Here is a 14,420-nt window from a genome sequence, read left to right on the forward strand (position 1 = left end):
GGCATCATACCATTGCATTGGGTGAGATCAACGATTTGAATCAAGTGTTTGTTTGAGCTGCAAAACCTGATGTTCAGACAGGTTTTGAATCTGATTGAGGGGCAGGTCTCCCAGCTTCAGGGATTCCATTCGCAGCCGTTGCAGTTCTATCACCCGATAACCTAAGGCTTTGCACATCCGACGGATTTGGCGGTTCATGCCCTGAGTCAGGGTGATCCGGAATTCATTGTCAGATTGTCGTTTAACCCGACAGGGTCGGGTGATGATCAGTTTGTTACCGGCGTTATAGGTGACACCGGCGGACATTTTTTCCAGAAAGGCGTCAGTTACAGGCTTGTCCACCGCAACCCGGTATTCTTTCTCATGAACATAATCCGGGTGTAAGAGCTTCTGGCAAAGCTCTCCATCATTGGTTAACAGCATCAGACCATGGGAGTCTTTATCGAGTCGTCCAACGGGGAATACCCGGACGGGTGTATTGATCTGGTGAATAATGCTGCTGACATCCTGCGGCTTGCAGACACAGTCAATGCCAACCGGTTTGTTATAAAGGTAATAGCAGCGTTCTTCGGGAGCCTTTACCGTCAGACCATTAACGACAATGTTATCGTGTTTATTGACGTGATCGATATGGTTGGCAGCTCTGCCATTGACCTGAACCTGTCCTGAGTCAATCAAACGACTGGCGGCGCGCCTGGAACAGAGACCTGAGGCAGCAATATACTTCGCAATTCGAATCATGATCGGTTAAAAATCCTGCCACACCACCTGAACCGTGTCCGGAATCGGGCGTAGTCTGCCCAGTTCCACCCAACGATAATCGGGTGAATGGAAGTCGCTGCCACGGGATGCTTCCAACTCAAACTCCTGACACAGTTCGACAAACTGCTCGGTTTGTCCGGGAATCACAACGCCGCCCACCACTTCCATGGCATGGCCGCCCGCCAGTTTGAAGTCCTTGATCAGTGCCCTGAATTTGGTGCGGGTCATTTTGTACTTTCCCGGGTGAGCCAGCACTGCTTTGCCGCCCAGTGCACGCAGCCAGGCAATGGCCTGGCTCATGGGTGGCCAGAACTGGCGCAGATTGCCGAGTTTTTTATCATTCAGGTAGTGGTCAAAGGCGGCATTAGCGTCTTTGACATAGTCGTTGTTAATCAACCACTGGGCAAAGTGCGGGCGACCGGTCTGAACCGTTTCCGGCGTCAGGGTAAAACCATCGCTGGTGTTTTTCTGCCGCGACAGAGCGATATCGACCACTTCGGAAAAAAGCTGTTCTTCTGTAATGGTCAGGCGTAACTGTTTAACCAGTTTTTTGGCAATGTGCAGGGAGCGTTGACGTCGGGCGTTGTCCTGATTCTGGATAATGCGTTCAAGGTCAGGATGATCCAGAGGAAAATTCAGTCCGACGATATGGATTTCAACCCCCGACCAGGTGGTGGACAGTTCAATACCGGAAATCAGGCGCGGGCCATTCAGCTCATGTTGCTGAAGAAAATGGTGGGCAGCCACGGAATCATGGTCAGTAATGGCCAGTAGTTCTACGCCCTGATGCATGGCTCTGAGGTATAACTCAAGCGGACCGAGGGTTCCGTCTGAAGCGGTGGTGTGACAGTGAAGGTCCGCATTAATACTCATCGTTGTTCAAAAATCTCCCGGGTCTGATTACACTTTCTGTACATGTGGCTGTACATGTGGCTGTATCTGTGGCTGTTTCATTGCCTGATCATACTCTCTGGCTGGCGATTTTTTCGTCAGTGTTTTGTAATTCAGGTTCTGTCAGAATGGTAAAAACAGCCATCTCCTTATATGGTTTTATCATCAGAACGGTAATCTGACTGCTTAACTATGAAACAATTGATTGATTTTATTCCCCTGATTGTCTTTTTTACAATCTATAAAATGGATCCGAGAACCATGGAGCTGGCCGGACAGAGTTTTGAACTCGGTGGTCCGTTCAGTGCCACACTCGCACTCATGGTCGCCTCTGTTATTGTTTATGGCGGTATGTACCTCAAGTCCAGGCATCTTGAAAAAAGCCAGATGATTACTCTGGTAGCCGTTATCCTGTTTGGTGGTATGACACTGGCCTTTCACGATGAAATGTTTTTGAAGTGGAAGGCGCCTATTGTTAACTGGATTTTTGCTGCTGCCTTCCTGGGTAGTCAGTTTGTCGGTAGTAAAACTCTGGTTCAGCGTATGATGGGGCATGTTATGACGTTGCCTGACGCGATCTGGACCCGCCTGAATATGAGCTGGGTGGTTTTCTTTACCCTGCTCGGTGCGGCCAACCTGTTTGTTGCTTTCACGTTCCATGACATCTGGGTGGACTTCAAAGTCTTTGGCAGTTTGATTCTTACTTTTGGTTTTGTCATCCTGCAGTTCGTATTTCTGTCCAAGTACATCAATACGGATGCCGCAACCAGTGACTCGACTGGCGGAATAAAAAGCTCAGAGGAAAAATAAATGCTGTATGCAGTAATCAGTGAAGATGTTGAGAACAGCCTGCCGTTACGAAAAGCGTCACGACCTGCGCACCTGGCTCGTCTGGAGCAGTTAAAAGAACAAGGTCGTTTGATACTGGCCGGTCCATTGCCCGCTATTGACAGTAATGATCCCGGTGAATCTGGCTTTACCGGAAGCCTTGTGGTGGCCGAATTTGAATCCCTTGATGCGGCTCAGGTCTGGGCCGATGCTGATCCTTATATGGACGCAGGTGTCTATCGCAAGGTAGTGGTTAAACCTTTTAAGAAAGTATTGCCCTGAGGCAGTACGCAGATATTTGAATAAAGCGCATGAAGCTGATTGTAAAAAACATGATGTTTGCACTGGCTGTAGTATGGCTCTCGGGCAATGCTGCAGATGTGCAGGCGGCTAACAAATACGTCACCGATATCGTTTATGTACCCTTGAGGGCAGGCCCCGGCAATCAATACCGGATATTGCACCAGGGGTTAAGAACCGGCACCCGAATGACGGTACTGGAAGAAAACGCCGGAGAGGGCTTTACCAAAGTTCAGATGTCCGATGGTTCTGAAGGTTATGTTCGTACCCAGTACCTGATGGATCAGCAGCCCGCCCGTAGTCGGTTGCCAAAAGAACAGGAGAAAAACCAGCAGCTGACCACGCAGTTGCAGCAACTTGAGGCTCAGCTGAAGCAGCGGGAAAACGAGTTGCAGTCTGTTAAAGCCAGTCTTAAAAACACATCCAACATGCTGGATGAAAAAACCACCGAACTGGTGAGTTTACGTGAAGCCACCGCCGAGCCGCTGGCGCTGGATCGCCGCAACAAACAGCTGATGGAAGAAAACCTGCGTTACAAAAACCGGGTAGAAGTGGTTGAGGCCGAAAATGCCCAGCTGGTCAGAAATAACAGTATCCGCTGGTATCTGTATGGTGGTGGCACCATTCTGATGGGTATTCTGTTGGGTCTGTTTCTGCCTATGGTGCGGTTGCGTAGAAAGCCTGCGTCTGACTGGGTGTAAATAAGAGAATTGCAGCCGTTGAACAAACGGTTGCAATCTCATGGTGTGCCGAGCATGTTGCACAGCTTGGGGGTGAAAGTCCCCTGTCCAGCCAGATGAGGGCGAAGGGCTAGCCGGCAGTTGTGCAGGGAAGGTGGTGTTTAAACACCATATTCTGCAAAATACCTATCGAGTTCAGGATCTAACCCTCCCTCCCAATTATCACTAGTGCTTTCGGATTTTCCCTTCTGTTTTTCAGAATCTTTTGTATCTGCAAGAACAGTGTTTTCCTTATCCGGGCTGTCTTTCTTAGCCATTGTTGCCGATTCTGGCGCGCAATCCGTGTTTTCCTTATCCGGGCTGTCTGTCTCTCTTTTCTTTTTTTCATTCCTCTCAAGAATGAGCTCAAGCTCTGCTTGCAAATCGGCCAGTTGAAAATCAGAAACTTCTATCCTTCTTGTAAGTTCCCGAACTTCTGTTTTTTTTCCAAACTTCTCTTCAGTCAGCTTCATTTGTAAAGCTTCAAGCTTTGCTTCATAAATTTTATTTTTTAATGCCTCCATTTTTTCCCTTTCTTCATCTGCTTTTTTAGCCAGGCTAATATAAACCTGCTTTTCTTCAGAATTTTTACAATATCGGTTGGAAAGACCAATAGCGGCACTTAAAATACCAATTCTGCCAAGATAAAACTGACTCAGGGCTGTAGCCGTATATTTAGCAAAATTACTAACAGATACCGCGCTTCTGTCTGCTAATTTTCTATAGTTTTGCTGACTGTCTTTCATAGCCTTGATTCGTTTTTCACTCTCACAAATTAGCTTTGAAAGTTCTGCGTCTCTTTCTTTAGAATCAGCTTTGCAATTAGTGTACTTTTCTTCTAATTCTCTATTCTTCTCTATTTCCAGAGCAATTTTATACTCTGCCGAAGCACACATGTATTTTGTTGCTAAAGTAGGAATGATGACTGGCAAGGTAGCAGTACAAGGCCATACTAATCCTGACAGCAAACTAACACCATCCCAGGCACTAAGCTTATTCAGTGTATTGGGTATCACGGTTACCATCCGGCCACAAAACTGTGAAGACCGGTTATAGCTTTCACATGCTGAATACGTGAAAGTATTCAGGGCAGAACGCGCATAGTGAGTAATTCCTTCCATCATGTCTGAACCTCCTGTTTCCATTTGTATTGTTAAGTCTGATTGGGATTTTAGATAAAGAACCTGTGGTGCAGTTCCCAGATAACACTTTTTGTTAGAAATACTAACTCCTGAATTCAAGTTATAAGTGCATAACCCATGACTTTTCTTGCATTTATTCCGGTTAACTCTTTAAATGCTTCGTGAGGAATCTTGTACCCCTTGTACCCGAAGCCTATTTGTCAAATTGAACACTCTCGGCATCACTCAGTAGCGAATTTTATGATCAACCTGCTCTCAGGTTTAATCGCTTATACCTACCAAGAAAAGAAGCCATCCCTTGACATTCAACACTTAGGGCTGGTTCTGATTACCGTTTAGTTATGCCGAACTCAGGTCAATGATGGTTTTTGGCATTGTTGTTTTCTCTGAAATCTGTTCATGCCGACGTTAAAGTGGTGCCAATCGAATTGCAAGCTTGAGGAATTGCTATAAAATCCAGCGCGGTGTGATTGTAGAGAATGTAAGGTAGAGCAATGACGGATATCGTCACTCCGGAGCTGGAACAGTACTGTCATGACATGACCGGACAGGAATCGCCCGCTTTGCAGGCACTGGCGCAGGCGACCCGTGACCGGACCCGTTACCCCGACAATATGTCTGGCCGCCTGGTGGGTCAGACACTGAAACTGCTGGCTGCGATTAGCAATGCCCGTCGGGTTCTGGAAATTGGCATGTTTACCGGTTATGCCGCGTTATCCATTGCCGAGGCGCTGCCTGATGATGGTGAGATTCTGTGCTGCGAAAGTAATCCGAGGGCGATTGCTATTGCCGAAGAATTTTTTGAACAGGCCGGTTTATCCCATAAGCTGAATGTTCTGTTTGGTATGGCGCTTGAGACAATCCCGGCCATTGAAGGCGAGTTGGATATGGTCTTTATTGATGCGGACAAGAAAAAGTATCAGGACTATCTGGAAATGACGTTGCCAATGATGCGTGCTGGTGGACTGATTATCATTGACGATGCGCTCTGGAAAGGAAAGGTATTGAACCCTCGGGACGAACGCACACAGGCGATTGTTGATCTTAACCAGCATATCTGTGAACGAACCGATGTTGAAAATGTGTTGCTGCCGGTGCGGCACGGTTTGAACATTCTTCGAAAGTTGTAGTTCTGGTCAGACGACATCCTGCTATTTATAACAAATCGGAATTTGTTTAAAACCAAAAGACTGGTCTTTACTGGTGTCGTGATTAACGGTGACTGCAGGTTTTGTTGATGACGGGCTTTTCCGATACGCGCTGCCCTTCAGTGCTTTTCGATGTTGATAAAGAGACTGAACTGGATGCTTCAGAGTATCAGAGAGTGATCTGTGATATTGCTGCAAAAGCTGAGCGCCTTCAATCTGCTGGTGTCAATCAGACGGTTGAAGTGCAGGAAGCTTATGTCGGCTGGGTCATGTCCCGACTGAATAACGCACTCGTGCCGGTTCCTGATCCTGCTGGCTGGCAGGATCATCCCCGGGGTGAAAATGTCCGGGTTTTCCGGCACCGTATGGGCAGTGTTGAGTTCTGCCATCTAAAGTTTGGTTCGAATGGTTCTATTCCCTACCACGATCATTGTGACAGCAATGGTGTGATGCGTGTTGTTGAGGGCAGTGTTGCGTCGTCCAGCTTTAATATTGTGGAGCAGTCGTCTGCCAACATGACGTTGACATCTCCGGTACATGTTCGCTTGTCCGCTGGCGATATGACCAGTTTTTGTCTGCAGCGTAACAGTGTTCATGCCTTGGCCGCGGGTGCTGATGGTGCTTATATTCTGGATGTTTTTACGCGATTAAATGATGATGCCTGTTGTCGGTATCTGCAGTTGCAGCCACCGAGAAAAAACGGGTATGTCAGGGCCGTATGGTCTCAGGAGGGATAATGATCTACGAAGTGAACTGTATGATTCCGGCATCACGGCGTGATGAGTTTCTCGGCTGGCTGGAGTTGCATGTTAAGCAGTTGCTCAGAATTGATGGATTTGAAGATGCGACCATATCCTGCCTGAACGAAGATGAACGGCTGCCTGATGAACATGCGGGTTTTTGTGTGCAATATTTTCTGAAAGATTCCTCGTCGTTTGATCATTACCTGCAGGAACATGCTTCAACTATGAGACAGGATGGGCTAAATCGCTTTGGCAGTGATCTGAAAATCTACCGTCGCCTTCTGTCCAGTCCGGTGTTTTCCAGTCAATAGCTTTCTTTTTTAAGAAAGGGTCGATGGGTAAAAACCTGTCCAGTTATAAGCATGGTCTAAATCAGTCTTGCCATTTGGCTACCAGTGATTGTCTGTGTAATTGTCTTTCCGATAGTCTCTTGAACGAAATTAATTAAAAACCAATCTCCTGAAAATTTTAAAAACAAAGAGGCAGGAATCACAGTGAATCTGGATGCGATTAACAGAGATCTGGCTGAGCAGTCTCCCCGAAATATCATTCAATGGGCGTTATCAAGTGCTAAAACCCCGGTACTGACCACCAATTTTGGCCCCCACGAAGCAGCTATTTTACATATGGCGACGCAAGTCAGGCCGGATGTGCCTGTGGTGTGGATTGATTCTGGTTATGGAACCGAAGCAACCTACCGTTTTGCCAGTGAGTTAATCAGTCAGTTGGATTTGAACATTCGTGTCTATCACCCACAGTACAGCCGCGCTTACCGTTCTGCCATCATGGGCGGGGTTCCGGAAGTGGATACACCCGAACATGATGAATTTACACGACAAGTTAAGCTAGAGCCTTTTGGCCGGGCCATGGCAACGGAAGCTCCGGATATCTGGTTGACGGCTATCCGAAAAGATCAGACTGAATTTCGACAGGGGCTTGAAGTGGTTTCAGAAACGCGGGATGGGTACCTGAGAGTGGCACCACTCCTCAACTGGACTGAGCTGGATGTTGAGGAGTATCTGGTTGAACACGATTTGCCCATTGAAAATGACTACTACGATCCGACCAAAGTGCTGGGACACAGGGAGTGTGGCTTGCATACTTCGGTCAGCCGTCGTGCATCAGAATAAAGACCGGCTGTTACGGATACTGTGGCTGGCTTCGAGAATTCTTGGCCAGCGACGTTTCTCATGGCAGCTCTGTTCATTGTCTTCTGTCACAACGTACAGACGGGTAAAAGCTCCGTCTGTGGCAATCAATCCCTGAATAAACTGGTTTGGCTCCAGCATAAACCAGTGGCTGTTGCCTTCCGTATCTTTTTCCATGAACGCATCAACAATGATTTTCACCGGGCGGGGCTGGTATCGATTCCAGGCTCCCTGTTGAATGGATTCCAGCCTTGCCCAGCCTCCCTGGGCTGATCGTCCGGGCTGTTCTTCGCGTCTTCCCCAGGGGACAAGAGCCGTTTGTCCCTGTCGGGTTCGAACCGGAAGTCTTGCTTTGGGGTTGGGGAAGAACGTTTTTATTGTCTGACCGTCCTCATCAAACTGCACACCGCCACACATTGTGATATCCCTTGTCAGTTACTTATTGACCGTTTAATGCTTGCTGCCGCCAAGACAGTCCGGTGTTGCCGGAGCCTGCTGCTGGCGGCTTGCCCACTCTTCCGGTGTGTAGGTGTGCAAAGCCAAAGCGTGAATGCTGTTTTGCATTTCCTCCGTTAACAGGCAGTAGACCATCTGGTGTCGTTTAACCGGTAGCTTCTGACTGAATTCGCTGCTGACCAGAACCGCCTTGAAGTGGGACTCCGAGCCCGGTGGTGTATTGTGCAAATGACTCTCGTTGATGACTTCGATGTGCTCCAGTGGCAGTGAAGACGATAACTTTTGTTGAATGTGTTCGAGCATGCTCATACGTCAATATCCTGTTCAGGGTAAAAAGACGGCGCAAAGGTTGCGATAAAACAGGTTGTCAGGAATAAGGCAACGTTTGAATATCCATCTGAACCTGTTGGGTGTGTTTTTTTATAAAACCCTGGTCGCCTGCGATTATTAACTGGCGATAGACGGGCTTCGGTTCCATCATTATTGTCTCAAGTTGTTTCTTTCCCTGTAAACCGCCACAGACCTGAATGCTCAGATTTGGGCTCTGGCGGACAAGTCTGTGAATGAGTGCCTGTTCGTAAAGATTGTCTGTGTGGTCAACCTGCAGAACCAGAGTGACCGATTTTTCAGAAGCTGTGGTATCAGCACAGAGTTTGCGCAACAGTGGCAGAACCGGAGCCAGACAGCCATCCTGAACCACAATCAGGTTAGAGGATGACAATTGTTGATAAATATTGGCGCCACGTACATCACCAATGCTGATTTTCTGACCGATTTGTGTACAATCATGAGCCCACTGGCTGAACTTTCTGCTGGCTCTGCGCTGAATATGAACGGTTAGCGATGCATCCTGACCAGACAGTGACGCCAGATAACAGGGGCGAGCCAGTTCGTTCAGACCCTCCGAATAGTCAGCGCCCGGTTCTACTGACCTTAAAGTTTCTTCGGCCCAGAGCGTAACAAGCTGTCCCGGCTCGTAGTGAAACGGATGTCGTGGGGCAATATCAAGGGCAACAAGCGTGGACGTCAACAGGGTTTTGCCAGTAATAATGCCTGGGATTTTATTTCTGACTGGCAGGGATATCTCTATGTCCTGCTCCGGCACACACTGGCAGGCCAGAAAATAACCCTGTCTGATTTTCTCGTTACTCAGTGACTTCTGGCTGCAGGCAGGCACTTGTCCTTTGTCGGCTTTCATAAGACAGGAATGACAAAAGCCTGACTGGCACGAATGGGGAATGGGCAGTCTGTATGCCAGCAGGGAGTCCAGTAGTGGCTTTTCGGAGCTGGCTTGATAAGTATGACCTGCAAAGGTAATTAAAGGCATTGTGGTTAAAATATGTTCAGCACGTATAAGTAATGTATTTATTTAGGTTATTTTACGAACAAATTAGGGGTTGGTCGAAAATATATTGTTATTGATCAATGTTATTGCCGAAAAATTGTTGATATTATGCGCTCGAAATAAGCGGTTAGTACATTGTTTGTTCGGATTTGATTCGGCAGGTGGTGTCCTTTTGTCTGTTTAAAGGAAAAAGCCGCAATTTTTCTGGAGATATTACTGTTGCTTAGAAGCTGTTCACAGCGCTCAACAAGATTGTGAGCAGCTTCTTTAATGCCCCGACAAAGTATTGGTCGGGGAAGAGAGTTGCTTGATGTTTTGCCGAATCTAAACATCAAGAGGACGATCATGGGAGCTGGGGAGCTTTAATGACTGTTATTCGCGAAGAAGATTTGATTGAGAGTGTTGCTGATGCTCTGCAATTTATCTCCTATTATCATCCGATTGATTTTGTTCAGGCCGTGCATGAAGCATGGAAGAAGGAATCTTCCAAAGCGGCGAAAGACGCTATGGCACAAATTCTGATTAATTCCAGAATGTGTGCCATGGGAAAACGCCCGATTTGTCAGGACACAGGCATTGTTACGATTTTCCTGAAGATCGGTATGAATGTCTGCTTTGACACCGACAAGGCACTGGATGATCTGGTGAACGAAGGTGTTCGCCGTGCCTACACGCATCCGGACAATGTGCTGCGAGCTTCTGTGCTGGAAGATCCGGCCGGTGCCCGCAAGAATACCAAAGACAACACTCCGGCAGTGATTCATACCGAGCTGGTACCGGGTGACAAGGTGGAAATTCAGGTGGCTGCCAAAGGCGGTGGTTCTGAAAACAAATCCAAACTGGCCATGCTGAATCCGTCGGACGATATTGTTGAATGGATTAAGAAGACTGTACCTACCATGGGTGCGGGCTGGTGTCCTCCGGGCATGCTGGGCATTGGCATCGGCGGTACCGCCGAGAAAGCCATGGTCATGGCGAAAGAATCCCTGATGGATCCGGTGGATATTCACGAGCTGCGTGAACGTGGTCCACAGAGCCGTGTTGAAGAACTGCGTCTGGAAATTATGGATGCCGTTAACAATCTCGGTATTGGCGCTCAGGGATTGGGTGGTCTGACAACGGTTCTGGATATCAAAATCAAGGATTACCCTACCCATGCAGCCTCTCTGCCGGTAGCAATGATTCCGAACTGTGCTGCAACCCGCCATGCTCATTTCACTCTGGACGGCAATGGCCCAGTATTCCAGACACCGCCAAGTCTGGATGATTATCCGGAAGTGGAACTGGACATGAGTGAAGGTGTGTTGAAGGTGGATGTTGATCACATCACCAAAGACGACATCAAGAGCTGGAAGCCGGGTGACACCATTCTGCTGTCGGGTAAAATCCTCACCGGTCGTGACGCTGCGCACAAGCGCATGGTAGAGATGATGGAACGTGGCGAAGAACTGCCCGTTGATCTGAAAGGTCGCTTCATCTACTACGTAGGTCCGGTTGATCCGGTACGCGACGAAGTGGTTGGCCCGGCGGGTCCTACAACGTCTACCCGTATGGATAAGTTCACCCGCACGATGCTGGAAAAAGGTGGCCTCGCTGGCACTATTGGTAAAGCTGAGCGTGGGGCTGCAACCATCGAAGCAATTAAAGACAACGAATCGGTTTATCTGATCGCTGTGGGCGGCGCGGCTTATCTGGTATCTCAGGCAGTGAAGAAAGCCGAAGTGCTGGCATTCCCGGAACTGGGTATGGAAGCCATTTACGAGTTCGAAGTTAAAGATATGCCTGTGACGGTAGCGGTAGATCACACCGGTGACTCCGTTCATACCACAGGTCCTCAGATCTGGAAGCAGAAGATCGAGGAGCAGATCCTGGAAGTGAAATAAGTGTTCACAACTTGATGTAATGTGTGTTTAAGGGGTGACTGTTTCAGTCACCCCTTTTTTCTATAAAACGACGATAGACAAGCGGTACTGAGTCAGGACTCGTTTTAATGCACCTCTATTTGACACTGCAATCGCCGATCAATCATTTATAAGAATGATATTGTGGCTTGCTATGAAATACGTTCAGCTCTCACTATTTTTAATACTTCAATTTTCTGTTCCAGTATGGATGAATGCTTCTGAGGTTCCTGATTCTCCGGCATTACCTACCGAACACGAAGGTGGACGGTTTTCACTTCTGACAATCAATGTGGCCGAGCAGGGAATGGGTCGGCAGGAGCAGAGTCGGTTGGCGAAAACAGGCTTATTGTTACAGAGCTTCGATATTGTGCTGCTACAGGGTAATTACCGCTATCGTGAACTGATGAAGCAGGCTTACAGCGGTCAGCTCACATTGGCTGAACTGGAGTCGTTCAACGTTCAAAGTCCGAAGGATTCTTCAGATTCTGCTGCTTCTATCGGGTTGAATACTCTGGCGCATTTTGAAACCGGACGGTTTGCGTTTTTTCGCTGGTTTCGTGAACAGTCAGCAAAACACGATGAGAAGGATCCGCTAAAACAAGGTGTAACGGTCAGCACCGTTACATTGAAAGGGAACGATGGATTAAGCTCTGAATTGGATGTCTACAATATTAACCTGATTGTTGAGCCGGGGCAGAACACTTCGGCAGAGGTTAATCAGCAACTAACCTCTCTGCTTGAGTTTGTAGCGGGTCGAGATAAACAGGGACTCCGGCCTCTGATTCTGTCCGGACATATTGACCTTAGTCGTCTGTTGGCAAACAGTGAAGAACTGGCTGTAACCATTGTTCAAAGGCTTCAGACAGAGCTGAATGCCGTTCAGGTCTTTTCTTCCCTGCACGGGTTTGTCGGGGATCATAAAGGACGTTGGCTGTTTTACCGTAGTGGTGATGAAGTCAGGCTGCAGCCTTTGGAAGCAATTCTTTCAGCCAAACAGTTTCGAGGTGAAAGAGGGCGACCTCTGATTCTTGAAGTGCCCGCCGCTGCAAGCTTTAACTGGTTTGTTAAAAAGGACTCGGGACAGCCTCAAAAGCCTCCTGAAACCGATGATTCGGGTCAGGACTCATCGTCATCCGAAAGTGATTCAAAGGCAGAGGAAACTAAACCAGAAGAGCCTGATCCAGAAAAAAACAATCCAGAAAAAACTGAGCCTGAAAAAACTGAGCCTGAAAAAACCGAGCCGGAAGAGCCCGAAGTTGTTATCGAGACGGTTGATGATGAGGGAAATCTGGTTCGTGAAGAGCCCTGACGCTGATTAAAGCTTCTGAAACTGCTCGTCCCATAGGTTTGGGTACTGAATTTGTTACCCATGCTGACTAGACGGTAAACAACATTAACAATGAAGTGTGCTGTTTCAGTCAAGGCGGGAACTTGATGAGAAAAAACCGTTCTAATCCCTCAACCAGGTGACTTTTGCCATCGTGGCTGCCAGTGGTGAGCTGCGAAGAAGTCAGCCATTCATTGTTTTGCAGGGACGGCAGATATGAATGGGTGAAAGTCTCATATTGACTGGTACTATAATTCCAAGTCACCTTTCTGCATGGGGAATGGGATGACATTGTCCATACCCACTTCCGTGACCTTGGCGCAGTAGGTCACCGCCAGTAACTTCCAGCCATTGTCGAACATGCCACTCTGAATTAATGACCTTGCTGTCAAAATACCTTGGCCTCCGGGATGCCGCCACCTCATTCCAGAACACTTCATTCGCTGCGTTACCAAGGTTTTACAAGTAGCCTCAATAACCCCTGAGCCTATTGGCAAGTTGTGCGACAAGTGTTCAGCATAGTTCATGCGGGTTCGATTACTTCTGAAGTACTCCAGCTCTGTTTTCAACTTCGATCGACGAGGGTGTCGTTTATGCTGGTAAGCCAGAGCTTTGATGACTTTTTCAACACCTTCGGGCTCCTCTTTGAGGATGTGGCGATAGGTGATGAACTTTTCTCTGGATTTGTTGCTGTTTTCACCATAGGACAGGTCAAACGCTTTCTTCAGGTGCTCTGCGGCATGATAGAAGTCTACAACCTCGTGACCTTCAGGGAGTTCATTGGCAAGGTAGGTCCAGTTGTCTTTTGCCCCATCAGCGACTTTAACAAGCGTCAGATCTGGCCTCTGTCGAAGAGCTTCGCTCAGGAGTGCGGAGAGTGATTGTTTCAAAGTCACTTTCTTGCTTTCAGGCATTCGACTCATCCTGACCGTTGAGAGGCGTTCACCCTGTGCATCGTAAAACGACAATGTTCCACAACTGGCCTCCTGACAGCCAGCAGGGCCACGGGTTCGCTTGCCATCGACTCTATTCTGTTCCCGCTTTTCCTGACGTTTACCATCTTTCATCGGCAACATGACGCCATCAAGAGAAGCGGCCGCAGTCACAGCTTCTTCAGGAACCTTGACGCTTTCCCAGAGAAAGTCTTCAAAGGCTTCCCTATTGGGTTCCCACTGCGCATTGAACTTTTTGGGTAGTCTGGCCAGAGAGCTTTCCGAGGGCGTCATGTTCCCTATCAGATCAAGTAGGCTTTTAGCCTCTCCGGGAGGCATTTGCGCAACCATCCAGACAGCTTGTTTAGCTGCTTTTGGTGTCCAATACCCCTCTACAATACCTGCCTGTAGCTCCAAAGGGATGATAGAGTGATCCTTACCGTTACGATAGAGCGTACGCAAAACCCGGACAGGGCCGACAGCGGATTGATAAGTTTCTGAAGATCGCAACACCCGATGGTAACAGACACCGCTTACCTCAATCGCAGGAACGTCAATATCAAGCCCGGTCAGGTCTTCTGCCAGAACGCTTTGCTCTGCTTCGATAAAGAGTTTATGGATCTCACCTTCATAGTCTTCAAAGTGCTTGATTGGGCTGTGTTCCTGACGAAGAACGGCCAGTTTTTGCTCAAGCTGTTGGATAGCATGACAAGAAAAATTGGCGGCTTCAGCTAGTGGCTGACATACTTGCATCGGGGCGGCCTTTCACTGTTGC

16 protein-coding genes and 1 pseudogene are annotated in these 14,420 nt (G+C 48.0%); 10 read left to right on the forward strand and 7 right to left on the reverse strand.

The annotated features are described in order from the left end of the window. Positions 1–27 precede the first annotated feature (27 nt). Positions 28–741, reverse strand: a complete 714-nt coding sequence (locus EZMO1_RS08635; RefSeq protein WP_034874155.1) for a pseudouridine synthase — start codon at positions 739–741, stop codon at positions 28–30. Between the two features lie 6 nt (positions 742–747). Beyond that, a complete protein-coding gene (locus tag EZMO1_RS08640; protein ID WP_034874153.1) occupies positions 748–1,635 on the reverse strand; it encodes a PHP domain-containing protein in 888 nt (295 codons plus the stop codon). Between the two features lie 210 nt (positions 1,636–1,845). On the opposite strand from EZMO1_RS08640, the gene ispZ reads away from it, so the two are divergent. From ispZ to EZMO1_RS08655, 3 genes are read left to right on the forward strand one after another with little or no spacing between them, the layout of a single operon-like run. Further along, the gene (gene ispZ / locus EZMO1_RS08645; RefSeq protein WP_034874151.1) at positions 1,846–2,463 is read left to right on the forward strand and encodes a septation protein IspZ; all 618 of its coding nucleotides are present in this window, start codon (positions 1,846–1,848) and stop codon (positions 2,461–2,463) included. Further along, a complete protein-coding gene (locus tag EZMO1_RS08650) occupies positions 2,464–2,763 on the forward strand; it encodes a YciI family protein (protein ID WP_034874149.1) in 300 nt (99 codons plus the stop codon). 29 nt (positions 2,764–2,792) lie between these two features. Next, on the forward strand, positions 2,793–3,482 hold the full coding sequence (locus tag EZMO1_RS08655; protein ID WP_034874147.1) for a TIGR04211 family SH3 domain-containing protein: 690 nt from the start codon (positions 2,793–2,795) through the stop codon (positions 3,480–3,482). A 140-nt stretch (positions 3,483–3,622) separates the two neighbouring features. Here the strand turns inward: EZMO1_RS08655 and EZMO1_RS08660 are convergent, their stop codons facing one another. Then, complete coding sequence (locus EZMO1_RS08660; protein WP_034874145.1) at positions 3,623–4,624, reverse strand: hypothetical protein; 1,002 nt, start codon at positions 4,622–4,624, stop codon at positions 3,623–3,625. Between the two features lie 207 nt (positions 4,625–4,831). Between EZMO1_RS08660 and EZMO1_RS27595 the strand changes: the two are divergent. The 5 genes and pseudogenes from EZMO1_RS27595 to EZMO1_RS08680 form a co-directional block, all read left to right on the forward strand. After that, positions 4,832–4,981 (forward strand): annotated as a pseudogene (locus tag EZMO1_RS27595) (IS982 family transposase); the annotation flags it as partial. A 155-nt stretch (positions 4,982–5,136) separates the two neighbouring features. Continuing rightward, on the forward strand, positions 5,137–5,772 hold the full coding sequence (locus EZMO1_RS08665; RefSeq protein ID WP_034874143.1) for an O-methyltransferase: 636 nt from the start codon (positions 5,137–5,139) through the stop codon (positions 5,770–5,772). A 107-nt stretch (positions 5,773–5,879) separates the two neighbouring features. After that, on the forward strand, positions 5,880–6,527 hold the full coding sequence (locus EZMO1_RS08670) for a cupin domain-containing protein (RefSeq protein ID WP_034874141.1): 648 nt from the start codon (positions 5,880–5,882) through the stop codon (positions 6,525–6,527). After that, positions 6,527–6,844: a DUF4286 family protein gene (locus EZMO1_RS08675; protein WP_034874139.1), complete on the forward strand. Its 318-nt coding sequence runs from the start codon at positions 6,527–6,529 to the stop codon at positions 6,842–6,844. Before EZMO1_RS08670 ends, EZMO1_RS08675 begins: the two co-directional genes overlap by 1 nt. A 177-nt stretch (positions 6,845–7,021) precedes the next feature. Beyond that, positions 7,022–7,663 carry a phosphoadenosine phosphosulfate reductase domain-containing protein gene (locus EZMO1_RS08680; protein ID WP_034874137.1) on the forward strand — a complete coding sequence of 214 codons (642 nt, stop codon included), beginning with the start codon at positions 7,022–7,024 and terminating at the stop codon, positions 7,661–7,663. On the opposite strand, the gene EZMO1_RS26655 is transcribed toward EZMO1_RS08680, so the two are convergent. Genes EZMO1_RS26655 through EZMO1_RS08695 form a run of 3 tightly spaced genes read right to left on the reverse strand, consistent with a single transcriptional unit; the run spans position 7,655 to position 9,464 of the window. Then, positions 7,655–8,098: a hypothetical protein gene (locus EZMO1_RS26655; RefSeq protein ID WP_034874135.1), complete on the reverse strand. Its 444-nt coding sequence runs from the start codon at positions 8,096–8,098 to the stop codon at positions 7,655–7,657. The two genes, EZMO1_RS08680 and EZMO1_RS26655, sit on opposite strands and share 9 nt — an antisense overlap. A gap of 33 nt (positions 8,099–8,131) precedes the next feature. Next, entirely contained in the window at positions 8,132–8,446 is a 315-nt protein-coding gene (locus EZMO1_RS08690) for a BolA family protein (protein WP_034874133.1), read from the reverse strand. A gap of 58 nt (positions 8,447–8,504) precedes the next feature. Beyond that, a complete protein-coding gene (locus EZMO1_RS08695; protein ID WP_034874131.1) occupies positions 8,505–9,464 on the reverse strand; it encodes a 2Fe-2S iron-sulfur cluster-binding protein in 960 nt (319 codons plus the stop codon). Between the two features lie 383 nt (positions 9,465–9,847). Here EZMO1_RS08695 and EZMO1_RS08700 point away from each other — a divergent pair, with 383 nt between their 5' ends. Beyond that, on the forward strand, positions 9,848–11,365 hold the full coding sequence (locus tag EZMO1_RS08700; RefSeq protein ID WP_034874129.1) for a fumarate hydratase: 1,518 nt from the start codon (positions 9,848–9,850) through the stop codon (positions 11,363–11,365). Between the two features lie 229 nt (positions 11,366–11,594). Further along, on the forward strand, positions 11,595–12,695 hold the full coding sequence (locus tag EZMO1_RS08705; RefSeq protein WP_034874128.1) for a hypothetical protein: 1,101 nt from the start codon (positions 11,595–11,597) through the stop codon (positions 12,693–12,695). Positions 12,696–12,961: 266 nt separating this feature from the next. Here the strand turns inward: EZMO1_RS08705 and EZMO1_RS08710 are convergent, their stop codons facing one another. Beyond that, entirely contained in the window at positions 12,962–14,398 is a 1,437-nt protein-coding gene (locus EZMO1_RS08710) for a hypothetical protein (protein WP_034872942.1), read from the reverse strand. Positions 14,399–14,420 lie beyond the last annotated feature (22 nt).

This window comes from Endozoicomonas montiporae CL-33 (assembly GCF_001583435.1).
Lineage (GTDB): Bacteria > Pseudomonadota > Gammaproteobacteria > Pseudomonadales > Endozoicomonadaceae > Endozoicomonas_A > Endozoicomonas_A montiporae.